General features: G+C 42.2%; 9 protein-coding genes. 6 read left to right on the top strand and 3 right to left on the bottom strand.

The window, feature by feature from the left end; genetic code table 11:
- Positions 1 to 31 precede the first annotated feature (31 nt).
- A complete protein-coding gene (locus E7413_04155) occupies positions 32 to 6,730 on the bottom strand; it encodes a hypothetical protein (protein MBE7019052.1) in 6,699 nt (2,232 codons plus the stop codon).
- Between the two features lie 354 nt (positions 6,731 to 7,084).
- Positions 7,085 to 8,818, bottom strand: a complete 1,734-nt coding sequence (locus tag E7413_04150) for a hypothetical protein (GenBank protein ID MBE7019051.1) — start codon at positions 8,816 to 8,818, stop codon at positions 7,085 to 7,087.
- A gap of 275 nt (positions 8,819 to 9,093) precedes the next feature.
- Between E7413_04150 and E7413_04145 the strand changes: the two genes are divergently transcribed.
- The 4 genes from E7413_04145 to E7413_04130 are packed head-to-tail and all read left to right on the top strand — an operon-like array spanning position 9,094 to position 11,812.
- Entirely contained in the window at positions 9,094 to 9,741 is a 648-nt protein-coding gene (locus E7413_04145) for a hypothetical protein (GenBank protein ID MBE7019050.1), read from the top strand.
- Between the two features lie 14 nt (positions 9,742 to 9,755).
- A complete protein-coding gene (locus tag E7413_04140; protein ID MBE7019049.1) occupies positions 9,756 to 10,325 on the top strand; it encodes a YqeG family HAD IIIA-type phosphatase in 570 nt (189 codons plus the stop codon).
- A complete protein-coding gene (locus tag E7413_04135; GenBank protein MBE7019048.1) occupies positions 10,300 to 11,136 on the top strand; it encodes a vancomycin resistance protein in 837 nt (278 codons plus the stop codon). Before E7413_04140 ends, E7413_04135 begins: the two co-directional genes overlap by 26 nt.
- 22 nt (positions 11,137 to 11,158) lie before the next feature.
- On the top strand, positions 11,159 to 11,812 hold the full coding sequence (locus E7413_04130) for a hypothetical protein (GenBank protein ID MBE7019047.1): 654 nt from the start codon (positions 11,159 to 11,161) through the stop codon (positions 11,810 to 11,812).
- 63 nt (positions 11,813 to 11,875) lie between these two features.
- On the opposite strand, the gene spoIVA is transcribed toward E7413_04130, so the two are convergent.
- Entirely contained in the window at positions 11,876 to 13,345 is a 1,470-nt protein-coding gene (spoIVA, locus tag E7413_04125; GenBank protein MBE7019046.1) for a stage IV sporulation protein A, read from the bottom strand.
- Positions 13,346 to 13,507: 162 nt separating this feature from the next.
- On the opposite strand from spoIVA, the gene E7413_04120 reads away from it, so the two are divergent.
- Both E7413_04120 and E7413_04115 read left to right on the top strand, forming a co-directional pair.
- Positions 13,508 to 14,353, top strand: coding sequence for a hypothetical protein (locus E7413_04120; protein ID MBE7019045.1), 846 nt, complete (start codon positions 13,508 to 13,510; stop codon positions 14,351 to 14,353).
- Positions 14,354 to 14,542: 189 nt separating this feature from the next.
- A complete protein-coding gene (locus tag E7413_04115) occupies positions 14,543 to 16,423 on the top strand; it encodes a hypothetical protein (protein MBE7019044.1) in 1,881 nt (626 codons plus the stop codon).
- Positions 16,424 to 16,733: the final 310 nt, after the last annotated feature.

Below are 16,733 nucleotides of genomic sequence, written 5' to 3'. Positions count from 1 at the left end.
AATCATTTCACAACAGAATGAAAATTCATTCTTATTTGCTCATTGCCTCTACAACGCAATTTGCAATCAGTTCCATACCTGCGCTGCCGGGATGTACGCCGTACTGGTCAGGCATGTAGCTTCCTAAGTTGGAAGAAGTGAAACCTGCATCGTTACGGATATCAACATAGGTACAACCGTAGGTTTCAGCGGCATCTTCAATCACGTTGCAGAAACCATCTGCGGAAGAACCGTAATACAGTAAGTTCAGAAGATAAATGTCCGCATCGGGATATTTTTCGGTGATGCTTGCAATCATTGCAGGATAGTTGGTTGCAAACTGAGCTAAGGTACAACCGTTAGCAAAGTCATTGGTACCTAAGTATACAGCGATAACGTCGGGAGTTTCACCGTCATTATTGTGCAGCTGGGTAGCTCTATTTTTACCGTATACACAAACTTTGTCGCCGGAGAAGGAGTTGTTTACCAACACTTCCATACCGGTGGTGTCTGCAACACGTTTCCACCAGGTCTGATCAACGCTTGCAACATCGTTGTTGTTACCATAGTACCAAACAGCGTTGGAACCGATGGTGGAGTTTACTGCAGCGTTGTTGGAGTAACCGTTGAAGGTAGAAATACTGTCACCTAAGATGGAGAATTTCAGACCGGTTAAAGAACCGATGCTTACATCTTTCGCATCTGCTTTGGGCACTAAGTTTTCATTGATCAGCATTGCTTTTAAGGTAGTGCCGGTAGCTTCGGGCAGATCTACAGAGTATCCCTCAGTTTTGCCCACTTCCTGTGCATCGGTATCAATATAGGTAATATCGATTGCAGTCATTTTGTTGCCTTCGTAAGAAGCTATTACCAAGCTTACAACGCCGTCATCATCAGTACCCATGTTTTTGAAGGATACAGTTGCGGTTTTGGTTTTGCCGTTTAAGGTGATTTCGGAGAATTCATCAGCTTCCACAACAGGTTTTAAGTTTGCAACATTCAGCTGGCTTCCCCAAGTTGCATTGTTAACCAATTCACCAACACTGTGGAATCTGATAGTATACAGGAGGATATCACTGGAACCAATGTTTTCTAAGGTGATAGTGTTCACACCTTCTTTTACATACAACAGTTCAATATCAGTGCCTGCAGCGTCTGTGGTTAATCTGCTGCTGTAAGAAACGCCTGCCGGATTGTAAATATCAGCATAGAAGCCGGTATCACTGGTCAATCTGAGGGTTGCTTCGTTCGCAGTGCCAAACGCAATGTAGGGATATACCATACCGTTCATACCCTGAGAAGGAGTATACTCGATGGTATAGGTGCCGCCTGCAGGAATGGTAATGCCAATATTTGCCCAACCGTATAAGTCTTCCTGACCGGTAATAATGGGTTCGTTCGCAATGGTAACCTGATTGAAGTAATCCATACCATTGCCTGCTAATGCAGTAAAGGTTACATTTGCATCTACATTCGTAGTAGCAATGGTGTTTTCTCCTGCGATTAAGTAGATGTAGCCTTCTTCACCTGCTGCTAAAGTAACGGTAGAACCAATTTCACTGGTTAAGGTTACAGCAACATCGGAAGAAACTTTGTAAACGCCTGCATAAGAAGCAGTGTAAGCAATTTCATTTGCGGGAACTTCGGGAGTAGGAGTGGGAGTCGGATCGGGTTCAACCACATCGTCACCGTAGGGAACAACCTTCAGTTCTGCCATCTTCATCTGAGCAGTCCAAACAGGATTTGCAAGCAGAGAAGAAGCTCCGGCATGATGCATTCTAACGGAATACAGAGTAGCAGTGGTAGAACCAACGTTTTCTAAGGTGATGGTCTGTTCGCCACCTCTGATATATACCATTTCAGGATCGTTATGTGCTGCATCTGCCCAAGCAGAGGAGCTGTAGCTTACGCCTGCAGGATTGTAGATATCACCATAGAAGCCGGCATCGGTAGTAACTCTGATGGTAGCTTCTGTGTTAGTGGTGAAAGCAATGTAGGGATATGCGATACCTGCTTTACCCTGAGAAGGAGTATAGGTAACGGTAGTGCTTTCGCCGGGAGCTAGAGTGATTCCGGCAGCGCCAGCAATCGCATCTTCCTGCGCATCCATAATAATGGGCTCGGTAGCAATCTCAACTTCTGCAATATAATCCAAACCGTTGCCTGTTAATTCAGTAAAGGTTACGGTAGCAGAATTATCGGTAGTGTTGATGATATTCTGACCCTGGATTAAATAGAAGTAATCGGTTGCACCTGCACCAAGAGTAACGGTATGACCGGGTTCATTGGTCAGAGTTACTGCTTTGTCAGAGGTTACCTGATATACACCTGCATAAGGAGCAGTGTAAACGATGGTATTTGCGTCCGGAGTCGGTTCCGGAGTGGGTGTGGGTGCTGCAGTCGGTACGGGAGTGGGAATCACCAGATTTTCATCCACGATAACTTTTGCATTCGCCATATTACAGGTTGCCCAAGTCTTCACAGAATCAGTCTTGGAAAGACGAATACCATCGATAGAAACAGTTTTTGAGTTATTGTTAATCAGTTTTACATAGTTTTCGCCATCCGGCATATAGATCATCAACAGATCGGTACCGTTTCCGTTAACATCGGTATCTTCAAAGTGAGAGTTACTGTTTGCCAGAGTATAATTGAATACACCATAGTAACCGGTACTGGTTTCAATACGAAGATTTCCGGATGCTTCCAGAGTCTTAATACTTACATAACGGGTACCAGCTGTCATATCGCTGTTCGTTTTAAAGGTAACAGACTGGCCTGCCGGAATGGTAATGGTTCTGCCGCTGGTGGTTACGCCGCTGTCTTTTGCATAAATAAAGTCAACTGCATTAGTGGTACTGTCATTTACACTGAAGCCCATGTAGTAATGTTTGGTAGTAATCGGAGTATTATCAACTGATACACTACCAAGATAATTCATACCATTGTCGTCTAAAGCTGTAAAGGTTACGTTTGCATCTTCATTAGTGGTGCTCATAGTGTTGAGACCTTTGAACATGTAGAAGTAACCGGTGCCGCCTGCGGATAAGGTCACTTTATGACCGGTTTCGTTCAGTAAGGTTACTGCTTTGTCGGAAGATGCTTTGTAAACACCTGCATAAGGTGCATCATAAGTCATCTGACCTGCTACAACTACAGGAGTCGGAGTGGGAGCAACGGTAGGAACCGGAGTTGCAGTAGGAGCAACGGTGGGAACCGGAGTTGCTTCGGGTTCAACAGCTTCTGCACCCAGAACTTTTAAGTTTTCTAAGTTCAGCTGCCAGTTGTAATTAGCTAAGGAAGCTAAAGAACCGGTTTTTGCCAGTTTGATTTTGGAAACATAGGTAGTTGTACCGGGGTTTTTAAAGGTAATGGTGTTTTCGCCGGCTCTTAAGAATACGATTTCTAAGTCCTGCTGACCTACACCGTGAGTACCCTGATACAATTCGTTCCAACCCTGACGGCCGGACTGCTGGTTGATGATACCGTAGAAACCGGTGTCAGTTTCAATACGCATCTGATCTGCGCCTGCATTTACGAACTGAACCTGAGTTACATATAAACCTGCTGAGGGAGCAGTTAATTTTACGTCAACAGATGCATCGGTACCAAAGGTAACCAGAGAACCGTTATCGTTAATGGAACCCTGAGCATTTACAAAGTTACCGGACAGAGCCAGTTCAGGAATACTGGAAGCTGCTAACGGAACGTTTGCAGTTACCTGATCCAAGTAATCTAAACCGTTGTTTTCAAAACCAACGAATGTTAAGGTTGCACTGCCGCTATTGGTGATGATGTTTGCACCTTTCAACAGGTAAACGTATTTGGTTTCGCCTGCAGCTAAGGTAGCGGTGGAACCGATTTCGGTGGTAACGGTGGTAGCTTTGTCTGCAGTTACCGCATATACCCCTGCATAAGGAGCATTGTTGATATCAATGTTGCTGTAATCAGGAGCTGCAGTGGGTGCTACTGTAGGAATGGGAGTTGCGGTAGGAGCGGTGGTCGGAACAGGAGTTGCAACCGGACCGTCCGGATTGTAGTTATCGTGAACTACTTTACAGTTTGCTAAAACAAATTCAGCGATGGTTGCATCGGTTGCAGAAGAACCGCCTGCCATAAAGCTGGAAGATTTAGAACAACGAATTCCGTTCACGGTAATGGTGGAAGGACCGCTGTTTGCTAAGGTGATGTTGTTATCGCCTTTTCTTAAATATACCAGCAAGAAGTCAGTTTTGTTTGCTGCATCTTCGTAGTGAGTTGCGCTGCCTGCTAAGGTGTTAGCATACTGACCGTAGTGACCGGTATCGGTAGATAAGGTCAGATATTTGCCTTCATTTGCAGTTACAACAGTCATGTAATACAGACCTGCCTGAGCAGCAGTAGCTTTGATAGTTGCAGAGCTGGAATTGGGGATGGAAATGTTGTTGGAACCGATGGTTACATTACCATAGGTAGCAGTAACGCTGTTTGCGATGTTTCCAACACTTTCATAGCCAATTTTCACGTGTTCGGTAGTAACCGGAGTAGTACCTGCAGCTACCTGAGAAATGAAATCTATACCGTTGTCCATTAAGGGGGTGAATTTCAGAGTAGCAGAAGCATCGGTTTTGGTGATGCTGTTGCTGCCTTTAATCAGATAGAAGTATGCAGGAGTGTTTGCTGCTAAGGTTGCAGTATGACCGGTTTCGTTGGTGATGGTCACTGCTTTGTCGGAAGTTACCTGATATACACCTGCGTAAGGTGCGTTTGCTTCGGTGAAGTTCACATAATCAGGAGCTTCGGTGGGAGTGGGAGTTGCTGCCGGAGGTTCAGTTGCAGCAGGAGGATTAATTGCTACGTCTTCTACCAACTGAATACCATGGAACATAATGTTACTTGCTAAGTCGGTAGAGTTAAAGGTAATAGTATGATTACCTTCTTCTAACAGTACGCTGGGGGAAGCATCATCAGTCCAGGAGTTTGAGGGCTGAATCTTACCGGGAGCGAACTGCACTTTAGAGCCGGTATCAAAGGTACCGTAAACACCGTTGGTACAGAGAATCTGACCGTTGGAGGTGTCTAACATTGCCTGCAGATGATAGTATGCGGTTTTGGGCACACCAATCTGAACAGTCAGGTAAGCTTTTGCCTGATTTGCTAAGGGAATCATTGCATAGTTGCTGGAAATGTTACAAGCATTGTTATCAACGATGTTGTTTACCAAATCAACGCCGGTTAATACGGAAGAAACGGTTTCGATAGGAGTGTTATCCACTTCAATACCGCACTGGTCCAGTAAGGACTGGGGAACATAGAAACGTCCGCCGGAATATACTGCAACTTCACCGTTCATATCAATCTTCTTACCATTGAAGGTTGCAATAGACTGGTTTCTTACCACGGTTAAGTCGTAGTTGGTGAATTTGAAGGAACCGGTATATTCGGAAGAAGTAACGGTTTTTGCATCGTCATAATCATAGAAGGTATCGGTGATGGGAGTATAGGTACCCATACGGGATACATCCACGAATAAGGATTTGGTTACATCTTCTAAGTTCACATTGATTAAACCTGCCAACCAGGGTGTGATTGCGGTGTTATCAATTACATAGTTGTTCCAGTTGGAAGCTACACCGGGAGTAGAAGAGGTACCGGGAATTTTGGAAACACCTGCAGGAGCATATACGAACACACCACCGTTTCTAGCGGTATGACCGGTAGAATCCCAGGTAATATAAGAGGTGCCGGGGTTGGTACCGTTCTGAACTAAAGATACTGCGGTAGTCTGATTTCTTACGTTCATACCACCGGTATCATGGTCAGGAGCTGCCACAACAACGGTATCGGTTCTGGTTTTTGCAAATTCGATCGCAATTTTGCATGCTTCGTCGAATGCAATGAATTCAGATACCATATCCAAAGCGTTGTTTGCGTGTCCACCGCCGTCAACAGCACTACCTTCTACCATCAGGAAGAAGCCTCTGTTGTCATTCACGTTTAATGCGGTGATTGCAGCCTGAGTCATTTCTGCTAAGGTGGGGTAAGAATCGGGATTGGTGATATCACGGTTTGCATAGGTCATCTGACCGCCTAAAGTACCCCATACTTTTTCACCGGGCTTGATCGCATTCATCTGAGCAACGGTGGTAACCTGTTTGTAACCACGTGCTAAGATTTCCTGCTGTGCTTCGTCAAAAGCATAGCCACCGGTAGCATTGAAGGGTAATACCACATCTAAGCCCTGGTTTACCTGCTGTTCCGCAATGGTACGATAATCGTAACGGTCTAATGCGTGAGCAGAGAAAGAAGCAGGGGTAGCGTGTGCCCAAGGATAGGTGGAAACCAAACCGGTTCTCATATTCTTGGTCTGTGCTGCTTCTAAGATAGTAGCAATCGGTTTTCTGTTCGGATCAATACCAATATAATAGTTATTGGTTTTTTTACCGGTTGCAAGTGCAGTACCGCCTGCTGCAGAGTCGGTTACCGCATAGTTTGCACTATGGGTGGTTTCTGCACCAACCAGATAGTCTTTTAAGTACATTTTGTTTACAGTCTGCTGGGTGGCATAAGGGAATCTGGAACGATTAAACCCACCAGCCTGCTTTACTGCATCTGCCAGATAGAAGGGATCCATACCGCCCCCGTCGGGGATCATATAGATGATGTTCTTAATCTGGCCGTCTGCTGCGGACGCCACAGTTGCAGTAAATGCAAATGAGGTCATCAGCATCATGAGAGTTAAGAGGAGTGATAAAATTTTTCTCATCTTCATGTTGTTTTCTCCTTTTTATTTTTATATTTTTTTTATTCAACTTAGATAATTATCAGAGGACATTTTTTTGCAATTATGCTTTTTACATAAAAAAACTATCCCACTTTGTATTCATATTGTAACATTTCTATAATATTATTGTCAAGAAAAAAGGAGTATGGATTCAGGACGTCTTTTTTTTATTGATGACCTAAATTGATGATATTCACATATTTTATACCAATTTATTCTATATTTGCAAAAAACAACGTTGACTGATATCTTTTAAAATTCAATTCTGTGATGGCATCAATAGCAAAATAAATATCCCTCCATTTTCACGGAGGGATATTTATTTTAAGATTTGATATTATTTTAACTCAAATAGTTATTTTTGTGGTAAGGTGCAGCAGGATGCGAATCCTCAGCTGCCATCCGTTTTGCTTTTTGCTTTTTACGTGCAACAAGCAACCAGATCACAATGGTTAAAATCACAATCAGCAGAATCAAAACCACAATCAAAAGAATCTTAACAAGGATCCGGTTCTGGCTTTCGTGTCCGGCAAGAACGTGAATCCCTTCCCGATTGGTTTTTACTTCCACATAATTTTTATTACCGATTTGGACCAACTGCGACTCCAATTCGGTCAGTGTACCATCGTTTTCACGGTAATAGGCACTCACATTTTCCTGATAGGGTTCCATTTCTTTGGATACCGGGATAAACACGGTGGTTTCCACATTGCTGGTAATCACCGGCGCTTCGGTAGCCACAGGCGGCTCTGTTTCATCAGGTTCTGCAGGCGAAGCGGATACTGCAGGTACCGATTCATTAGATTCTGCAGGAGCCTCTGTTTCAGACGGTTCTTCATCTTCATCGGAGGAAACCATAGTTGCAGCTACATCCGGTTTTAAAGAAATATTGTAAAATTCCACATTGGGAGCTTCTTCGATTTTCTCTTTGTCTTCCTCTGCAATCGCATATTCCTCAAGGTCAACAACGGGTACCGCATCAAAAATAGGATTAGGGTCTTCCATTGCTTCTTCGGAATCCTCTCCTGATTCATCCAAAGGAATCTGCACTTCTGTCTTGGTTAAGTAGAAAGCATTGTCCATATCATTTTGCAAATCAAAAGATGTTTCATAGAAAAACTTTTCCGAGGTGGGCAAATTGTCATAACTACTCAGATCCCAATCAAGGTCGGCATGGATGTCAATATATTCCAACTCAAAAGAATACGAAGGATTATACTCCGTTTCATCAAATGTGAGTTCCAACTTACCGTCATCATCGATGGTATAATGAAAAGTATCGTCAACTTTTGCGTCCTCAATCGCTTGCTTCAATCCTCCGTAATCTACCGGATATTCTTCTCCGGTACCGTCTGCAAAGAAACGATAAACACTATGGCATTGGATCTTATTTTCCCAATAGCAACCTAACAGAATTTTTTGGAAATCAAAATCCTCATCTTCTTCAGGAGTTGCGGTAGGTGTCGGCGTTGGCGTTGCGGTAGGAGTTGCGGTGGGAGCCGCTGTAGGAGTTACAGTAGGTGTCGGCGTTGGAGTTTCGGGGACCGCAAAATCAGATTGGAAAGCAATGCGCACAAGTTCACCACTTAAAGTGTCGTATTCTTCAGCCGAAATTTCTTCACCCTTATAAGTATATTCTTCGAAATCCATAGATGGTTGAATACACAAACTTAAATAGGACGTTTCGTCTTCTTTTAAAGCTCCGCCTTCAATATAATATCGACTATGAGTATCAACGCCGGTACCACCTCCGGAAATTAAAATACCCGGTTCATCTATTCCGTAGATACCGTATTGAACGTATTCTTCTCCCAAATCGACAACTTCACCATTTCTGTAGGTATAAAACTGATAATTCCCGGTGTCAGAGTTCAAAATCATTTCATCCGTGCCGTCTTTATCAATATCATACAAAGCATACTGACTACACCCGGAATCTTCAAAAGTCTCCCGGTATGCCGATAATACTGCACTTTCGGTATCCGATGACGGCTGAGAGTATACCCCAACGGTCATCACGCTTACCATACTCAAAAGTAACGAAAATACCAGTAAAACGCTAAAATACTTTTTCATAATCCTCTTCCCTTCTGATTTCGATTTCATCAGATAAAAATTTCCGTATAATTTGCTTCAATTTTACCAAATATTTCAAAAAAATGCAAGTTTTTTTGTGAAAAGTTTGTGAAAACATTGAAAAAAGTAAATTTTTGTGATACAATAACATCTATGTGATAAACTTTTCGTTGATGAATACATATCAGAAAACAGCGCAAAAAGCGCATGTACCGAATATATGAAACTATAAAAAAGGAGGGAAAGCGGTGGATTCTAACCTGAATTTAATCGTCATGCTTACCCATAATGACCAAACTGTGCCGAATGCTTATGAAATTTTTAAGCAGTGTGAAAACTGCAAAGCACAATACTGGGGAATGAAAGAAAAAGGACTTCCCCTTCCGGAAATGAAAAAATTGTATTCCTATATGAAAGAGTGTCAAAAAACAACTGTGATGGAAGTGGTTGCCTACACGGAAGACGAGTGCTTAAACGGTGCAAAGCTGGCTGCAGAATGTGGCTGTGATATTCTGATGGGAACTCTGTTTTTTGATTCCGTGAACGAATTTTGCAAAGCAAACAACCTAAAATATATGCCCTTTATCGGCAATGTGTATGACCGTCCTTCTGTGTTGGAAGGCTCTGTCGACGAAATGGTAGATGCTGCCAACACCTACCTGCAAAAAGGTGTGTACGGTTTTGATTTACTGGGATACCGTTATCAGGGAGATGCAGATTCGTTGATTTTTGAGTTTGTGTCCCGTGTGGATGCTCCCGTCTGTGTGGCAGGCAGTATCAATAGCTTTGAACGATTGGATTTGGTAAAACAGTCCAAGGCATGGGCATTCACCGTAGGCGGTGCTTTTTTTGAAAATGATTTCAACGGAAGCTTCGCCCAACAAATCGACAAGGTGATTGACTATATCTCCCAAAAATCATAAAGGTGATAAGCATTATGCTAAAACAATTTTTTCCCTATGAACAGGTAAAAAGTGTTTTTCACATTGACTACGAGGCATTATACCAAAAGGGATACCGAGGCATTATATTTGATATTGACGGCACCCTGGTTCCTCACGGTGATGGCTCCACACCCCAAGTGGATGAATTGTTCCGTCACATTCATGGTGTGGGCTTAAAAACACTGTTACTTTCCAACAACAACACCCAGCGAATCGAACAATTTATTCAAAATATTGACACTCCCTACATTCCCGATGCAGACAAGCCCGATCCAAAAAATTACCAAAAAGCTGTTTTGATGCTGGATTTAAACCTTGATGAGGTGGTGTTTGTGGGAGATCAAATTTTCACAGATATCCGCGGTGCTAACCGATGTGGCATGGCAAGTATTTTAGTGGAGTTTCTGACCTATCCGGGAGAAAGCAGATTCTCAAAACGAAGAATGGTGGAACAGTGCATTTTAGCATACTACAAAATGCAGAAATCGCAGACACACCGCCTGGGAAACATCAGTTTACAAAGGAGTATAATTGACAATGAAAAAGAAAAAACTGTTTTGTGATATTAACCCCACCTGTTATGCAATTTCCATGGAAAAGGAACGTCTGAAAAGACATCTTAAGAATTTCTTCGGAAAAGAAAAATTTGCAAAAAAGAGAAAAAATCAACCGATAAACAAATTACCGAACGTGGTTTGGGAATACCATGCCAATATGATCAAAAGAGCTCCCGGTGTGGATTTGACTCACCAGCTGAACAAAGCAGTCAACATTGATATTGCAGGAAGCAAAATCAACGGCATCATCATCCATCCCGGTGAAGTGTTTTCGTTTTGGAAAACCGTTGGCAAAACCTCCAAACGAAAAGGATATAAAGAAGGCAGAATCATTGAAGGAAACCGCTTAATTGCAGGTGTCGGCGGCGGTCTTTGCAATTTGGGAAACACCATGCATCTTTTAGCGTTGCACTCCCCTCTTACGGTTACTGAATTTCATCAGCATTCCGATGCATTGGCACCTGACGAAGGCAAACGGGTTCCCTTTAGTGCAGGCACCTCAGTATGTTATAACCATATTGATTACCGTTTTCAGAATACCACCGATCAGGACGTGCAGCTTCTTGTTTGGTGTGACGGTGAAATCTTAAATGCCGAACTGAGAAGCGAAAAGCCCTTCCCCGATACATACGAACTGGTGGAGGAAGATCACCACTTCCAAAAAAAGAATGACATTTTTTACAGAAACTCCAAGATTTACAGAAATGTAATCGATCGGGAAACAAATCAAGTACGGGCAAAAGAACTGATTTTGGACAACCATTCCGAAGTCATGTATGATTACGATTTAATTCCCAAAGACCTTATCAGAGGATAACAAAAAAGAGTGCAGAATTCTTATGAAAAACTGCACTCTTTTTATTGTGAATACAACAAGGTTCCGGGGCACCCGACCGCAATCTTTGATTGCGTCATCGGGTCGGGTTCTTATTTGCAAAATAATGTCAATCAATTTACATAAAATCATTGCAATACTGTTCAGAATATGGTACAATGTCATTATTATAACAAAGAAAGAAGGAACCAACGTGAAAAAAAGAATGTTAGGCTTTATTTGTATGATGCTAATTACACTGAGTGCCTGTAACAATGTTTACCAGGCTCCTCCCATGGATCCCGCGAAAGAAAACAAGGTTCGCTATGAACTAATTGAAGAAAAAATGTCTTGGAGCGATGCAAAAGAGTATTGCGAAAATGAAGGCGGCCATCTGGTAACCATCGAATCCGAAGAAGAAAAGGAAGAAATTCGCCGGATGCTTGGCACCGATACCGATGTATGGATCGGAGCACAGTTGGATGAAGATTACAATGCAAACTGGATTACCAACGGCACTGAATTAAATGACAACTTCTTTGAATATTCCAGTGGAGAATCTTCCGAAGCAGCATCATATATCAAAATGCGCGGAACAGACACCGATGATAAATTGATTATATGGAATGATTTTGATTACAATGTTGCAGACGGCTTCATCTGCGAATGGGAAGATTAAACAACCTCACAATCAAATACAGAAAAAAAGAGTTCAAGTGTTGAACTCTTTTTTCATTTTTACTTAAAGTATAATGCAAATCAGGCCCCCGCTGCCCTCGTTAATGATTTTGGTAAGAGTTTCCCGAAGTTTCCCCTGTGCATCCTCCGGCATACGGGCAAGTTTGGTTTGTAACCCTTCGTTAATCAGCTCGTGAAGAGATTTTCCGAAAATATTGGATTCCCAGATTTTGGTGGGATCTTCTTCATAATCGGACAGCAGATACTTCACCAAATCTTCCGACTGTTTTTCGGTTCCCACAATAGGGCTCACTTCCGTTTGAATATCCGCCCGTATCATATGGATAGACGGTGCAGAAGCACGAAGAGAAACACCATATTTACTGCCTTGTCGAATGATTTCCGGTTCCTCTAAAGTCAGTTCTTCAATAGAGGGGGAAACAATACCGTAACCGGTTGCTTTCACCTGATTTAAAGCTGCTTCCAACTTATCATACTTGGTTTTGGCTTCCGATAATTCCCGAAGAACTCTCATCAGACAATCATCCGAATGAATCTTAAGACCTGTGGTATCTGAAATCACTTCGTAGAATAAAAATTCCGGAACAGAAAGTGTCACAGTAAGTGAGCCGGCTCCGGGTAAGATGGAACTAATGCGTACATCTTCAATGGGGTCAACAGGTGTCAACGCCGCTACACCGTCAATTACATCACGCAAAGAGTTGGTTTGTTCCATCAGAGAATGTACACTTTGATAAATACTTTGTTTTAAAGGATGAGCGCTGTCCAAAGAACGAATCCAGCCCGGAAATGAAAAGCCAACTTCAGAAACAGGAAATTCATATAACACTGTCTTTAACAGAGAAAGCAGCTCCTCTTCATTCATCTGCTGACAATCACAACAAACTACGGGAACAGCATATTCTTCCGCCATCTGATCACACAGAAGGCATGCGGCTTCGCTTTTGGGCTCTCTGGAATTTAACACGACCACAAATGGCTTTTGAAGCTCTGAAAGCTCCCGTACCACCCGTCGTTCTGCTTCCACGTAACTTTCACGGTCGATATCGGTAACAGTTCCGTCGGTGGTAATTAAAAGCCCAATGGTAGAATGTTCGCATATCACTTTTTTTGTGCCGATTTCTGCCGCTTCCCGGAAAGGCATTTCTTCCTCACTCCAAGGTGTCATCACCATACGGGCAATTCCTTCCTCTTCGTGTCCCAAAGCCTCCGGAATTACATAGCCTACGCAGTCCACTAATTTTACTTTCGCACTACCACTGTCACCAAAATCAATATTTGCCGCTTCATTGGGAATGAATTTCGGCTCGGTGGTCATAATGGTCTTCCCTTGCGCTGACTGAGGAAGCTCGTCATTTAAGCGTTCCTTTTCATAAGGATTTTTCATATTTGGTAACACCATCAAGTCCATAAAACGCTTGATAAAGGTGGATTTCCCCGTGCGAACAGGTCCAACCACTCCGATATAAATGTCACCACCGGTTCGTTTTGCAATGTCTTGTAATACGTTCATAAAAGATTCCTCCGATTATTTATTTTTGAGTGGTACTATTCCTATGAAAAAATGTTAAAATTTATGCTTTATTTTTTTCCATTTTTTGGAACTTTTTTGGTTGTTTTTTGTCATAGATATTAAGATTGATTTTTTAATTATATGTTTGGAGGAAACAAAAAAATGAAAAAACGATTGCTAAGCCTTATTCTGATGCTTGCTATGGTATCGGGAATCTCCACCGGTTGTTCCACCACCGAGAAAAACGAAGAAACTACTTCCCCAACAAACGAAACAACGTTAACAGAGACAACATCAACTGTAACAACAGCTGACACCTCTTCTGCTTCCGCAGACGAAGAAATTTCCGATATTGACTGGGTAAGCTTATACACTGATTTTATTGTCGCAAATAAAGATGAAGAATTTCCCAACGTAAACTACATCGGACTCAACGACCTGAATTTTGACGGAATCCCCGAACTGATACTTTCCGATGCTGCGGCAAGCGCAGCACATTCCATTGGTATTCTTCATATCAAAGACGGTGAAGTGAAGCTGTTATACGGTTACAGCAGTATGGCAGGAAATTCCGATATGACAAAGGGAGATTTTTATTCCAACTTCTTTGATAACTGGTTGACCTTAAGAAAAAATGTAAATACCGGTGAATTAAGATACTTTTTAGCAAGTTCAAACGGTTCCAGCTGTGAATCCTTTGGGGATACCTTCAGCTTCCCTGTAACGGAAAATAAAGAAATCGGACTTGCAACCGAAACCAGCTATGAAATTCTGTACGATGATGAAACATTTGAAATGACCGACGAATTTTATTATGTTTTAGAAGAATCGGTTACTGCAGACAAATATCTGCAAGTCGAAGCGGAACTCGAATCAACCTGGGTAGATACCGGAGTCAGAACTCCCGCTATGACAAACGGACATTATGAATATTCCAATGCGATGGAATTAAGTTTGGAAAAAACAGACTTGGAAAATTTCTTTGCTCTGTACGAAAAAGAATTTTAATCGGAGTATCCGTCACGCAAAAAAGGTATGGATTGGCTCCATACCTTTTTTCGTTTTTTGGAAAAACCATTTACAAATAAATTTTAATATAATATAATGAGAATGCTACACATCTAAATATTCTTTCGGATCAGATTTGCGTTCGGTAAAAACGCAAGCTTTGTTTATCATTACCTGATCTGGAATGAGATGTGTAGCAGCAGAATCAAAGCTGCGTTTTTCGTGCGGCAGCTTTGGCTGCTGCACTTTTTTTATTTAGGAGGAAAGAAAATGAAAAAGCGAATTTTAGGTATGGTAATGGCAGTTATGTTGCTGGCAGGGATGTGTTTTAACTTATATTCCCAGGCGGCATACGCAACATCGGACTATGAAAACGGAAAAAAACCATTGTTTCATTCAACAAAAGCAGACAAATCCGCTTATCAGGTACCTACATTTCCCGACGTTAACCAAGCAGACGCCTACAGTGATTTTATCACCAAACTGGGATACTTGCAGTTATTCCGTGGGGATAACTATGGTAATTTCAATCCCGATTCTACTATCACCAGAGCAGAATTTGCAGCATTAATCTGTCGTATGCTCGGTTATGAAAATGAAGCAATCAATCATCAGGGAGAAGTTGTGTTCAACGACGTTCCTGCAAACCATTGGTCCAGCGGTTATATCTACGTGGCGTCCAAACTAGGCATCATTAACGGATACGGCAATGGCAATTTTGGCCCCGAAGACCCCGTACTATATGAACAAGCAATTAAGATGGCACTTTGTGCCATCGAATATGATGAACCGATGCTCTGCACTTCTTACGGCTTAAGCTGCATCGGAGGTAACATTGCCTATCCCGACGGATATGTAAAACTGGCGCAAAAAGTTGATTTATACGGTGATTTTAATCAAAGTGAACAGGCACCCCGAAAAGTAATTGCAGAATTACTGTACCGCGCCCTGCTCAAAAACAGCTTAGTAGAAGAAACCGACTACGAAGGAGTACCTTATTTTGCTCAGTCAGGAGATACTCTGTTACAATCCGTGTACGGTATTGCATCCGAAGAAGAATGGAATCAACTTGCTGCCGTAACATATCCGGATTCCCGCAAAGTGAAACTGGAAGAGTTGATTGATGTAGATTATAAAACCTTAAAAGCATTTTATGGTATGCCGGAATTGGTTGCCTATTACCCTAGAGGTGGCATCGGATATCAATTTAAAGGAATTGATGCACTGTTCCTGTTTTCCGATACTTGGCAAGTCTTAGGGGGAACGATTTATTCTAATGACCCCAATTTTCCGGAACCCAAAGATCATGTAGTTTGCCAAGGTATCTATACCGATATGAAAACCTGGTTACAAACTGACGAACGCGGAATTACAATCAAGAGTCTTGATGATGTTCAGAATAACAGTCCCATCAGCCAATTCACCTATAATCACGACGACATCGCCAGTCAAACGCACTATGTAGGCGAAAATGCCGGATATTCCGTATGGATTACCTATGATGAGAAAATCTATCCCATCTCTGATGATTCTGCAGTTGAAATCATCAATACAACTGACCGAAGCACAGCTACCTCTGATCATTACGAAGTGGTTGTTTTAAAAGCTACAACTGCTGATATGGACGAATATGCTTTGATTTTATGTAAAAACAACGGTAAATTCCTTTGGAGCTATCAGACCGGATACTATCCCTTAACAGAATTAACCCCCATTTCCGGCGCATATATTGACGGCGACAGAGTTTATGTTTGTGAAGCACATAACTTAATCGCATTTGATAAAGCAACCGGTAAAATGATTTGGGAATCCACAAATGCCATTAGCTATTCCACCAATTTAATCTTTGATGACAAAAACATCTACGGCAGCGCTTACTACGGCCCTCATTTCATAGTAATTTCCAAAGAAAACGGTGAAATTCTCCATCAGGGGGATTCCGAAATTTATCATCGTCCCGTCAATATCAAAGTAGATGAAACCACCTTCTACGTTGCTTTTGACGCTTCTGAAGAAGGATTGCTTGAAACCCCTATGGTAGTGGAAATGGATATTACCCCCTACCGTTAAATCATTTCTTAAAAACATATATCTGAAAAGAAAGGTCGGAAAATAAAAAAACTAGGTTGAAGGTTCATCTACTTCAAACTAATTTCACTTTTCCCCTCTATGTCGCCTCTCCCACCCAGGGAGAGCTGTCAGCTCTGCTGACTGAGAGGACATCATTCACAACCGGTAAATTTTCATCTTTCCAATCATAACCACTAGTAAACTAGTGGTTTGACCAGCCCCTAGAAGGGGCTATTACAGGCTTAACCCCTCAAAGGGGCATTGAAGGCTTGACACCGCATTACAATTACAGGCAGCCGCTCACGTGCGG

This window comes from Oscillospiraceae bacterium, from assembly GCA_015068645.1.
Classification (GTDB): Bacteria; Bacillota; Clostridia; order UMGS1840; family UMGS1840; genus SIG452.
Note: the sequence above shows the minus strand (reverse complement) of the source record. Positions and strands in the feature narration are given on the sequence as shown.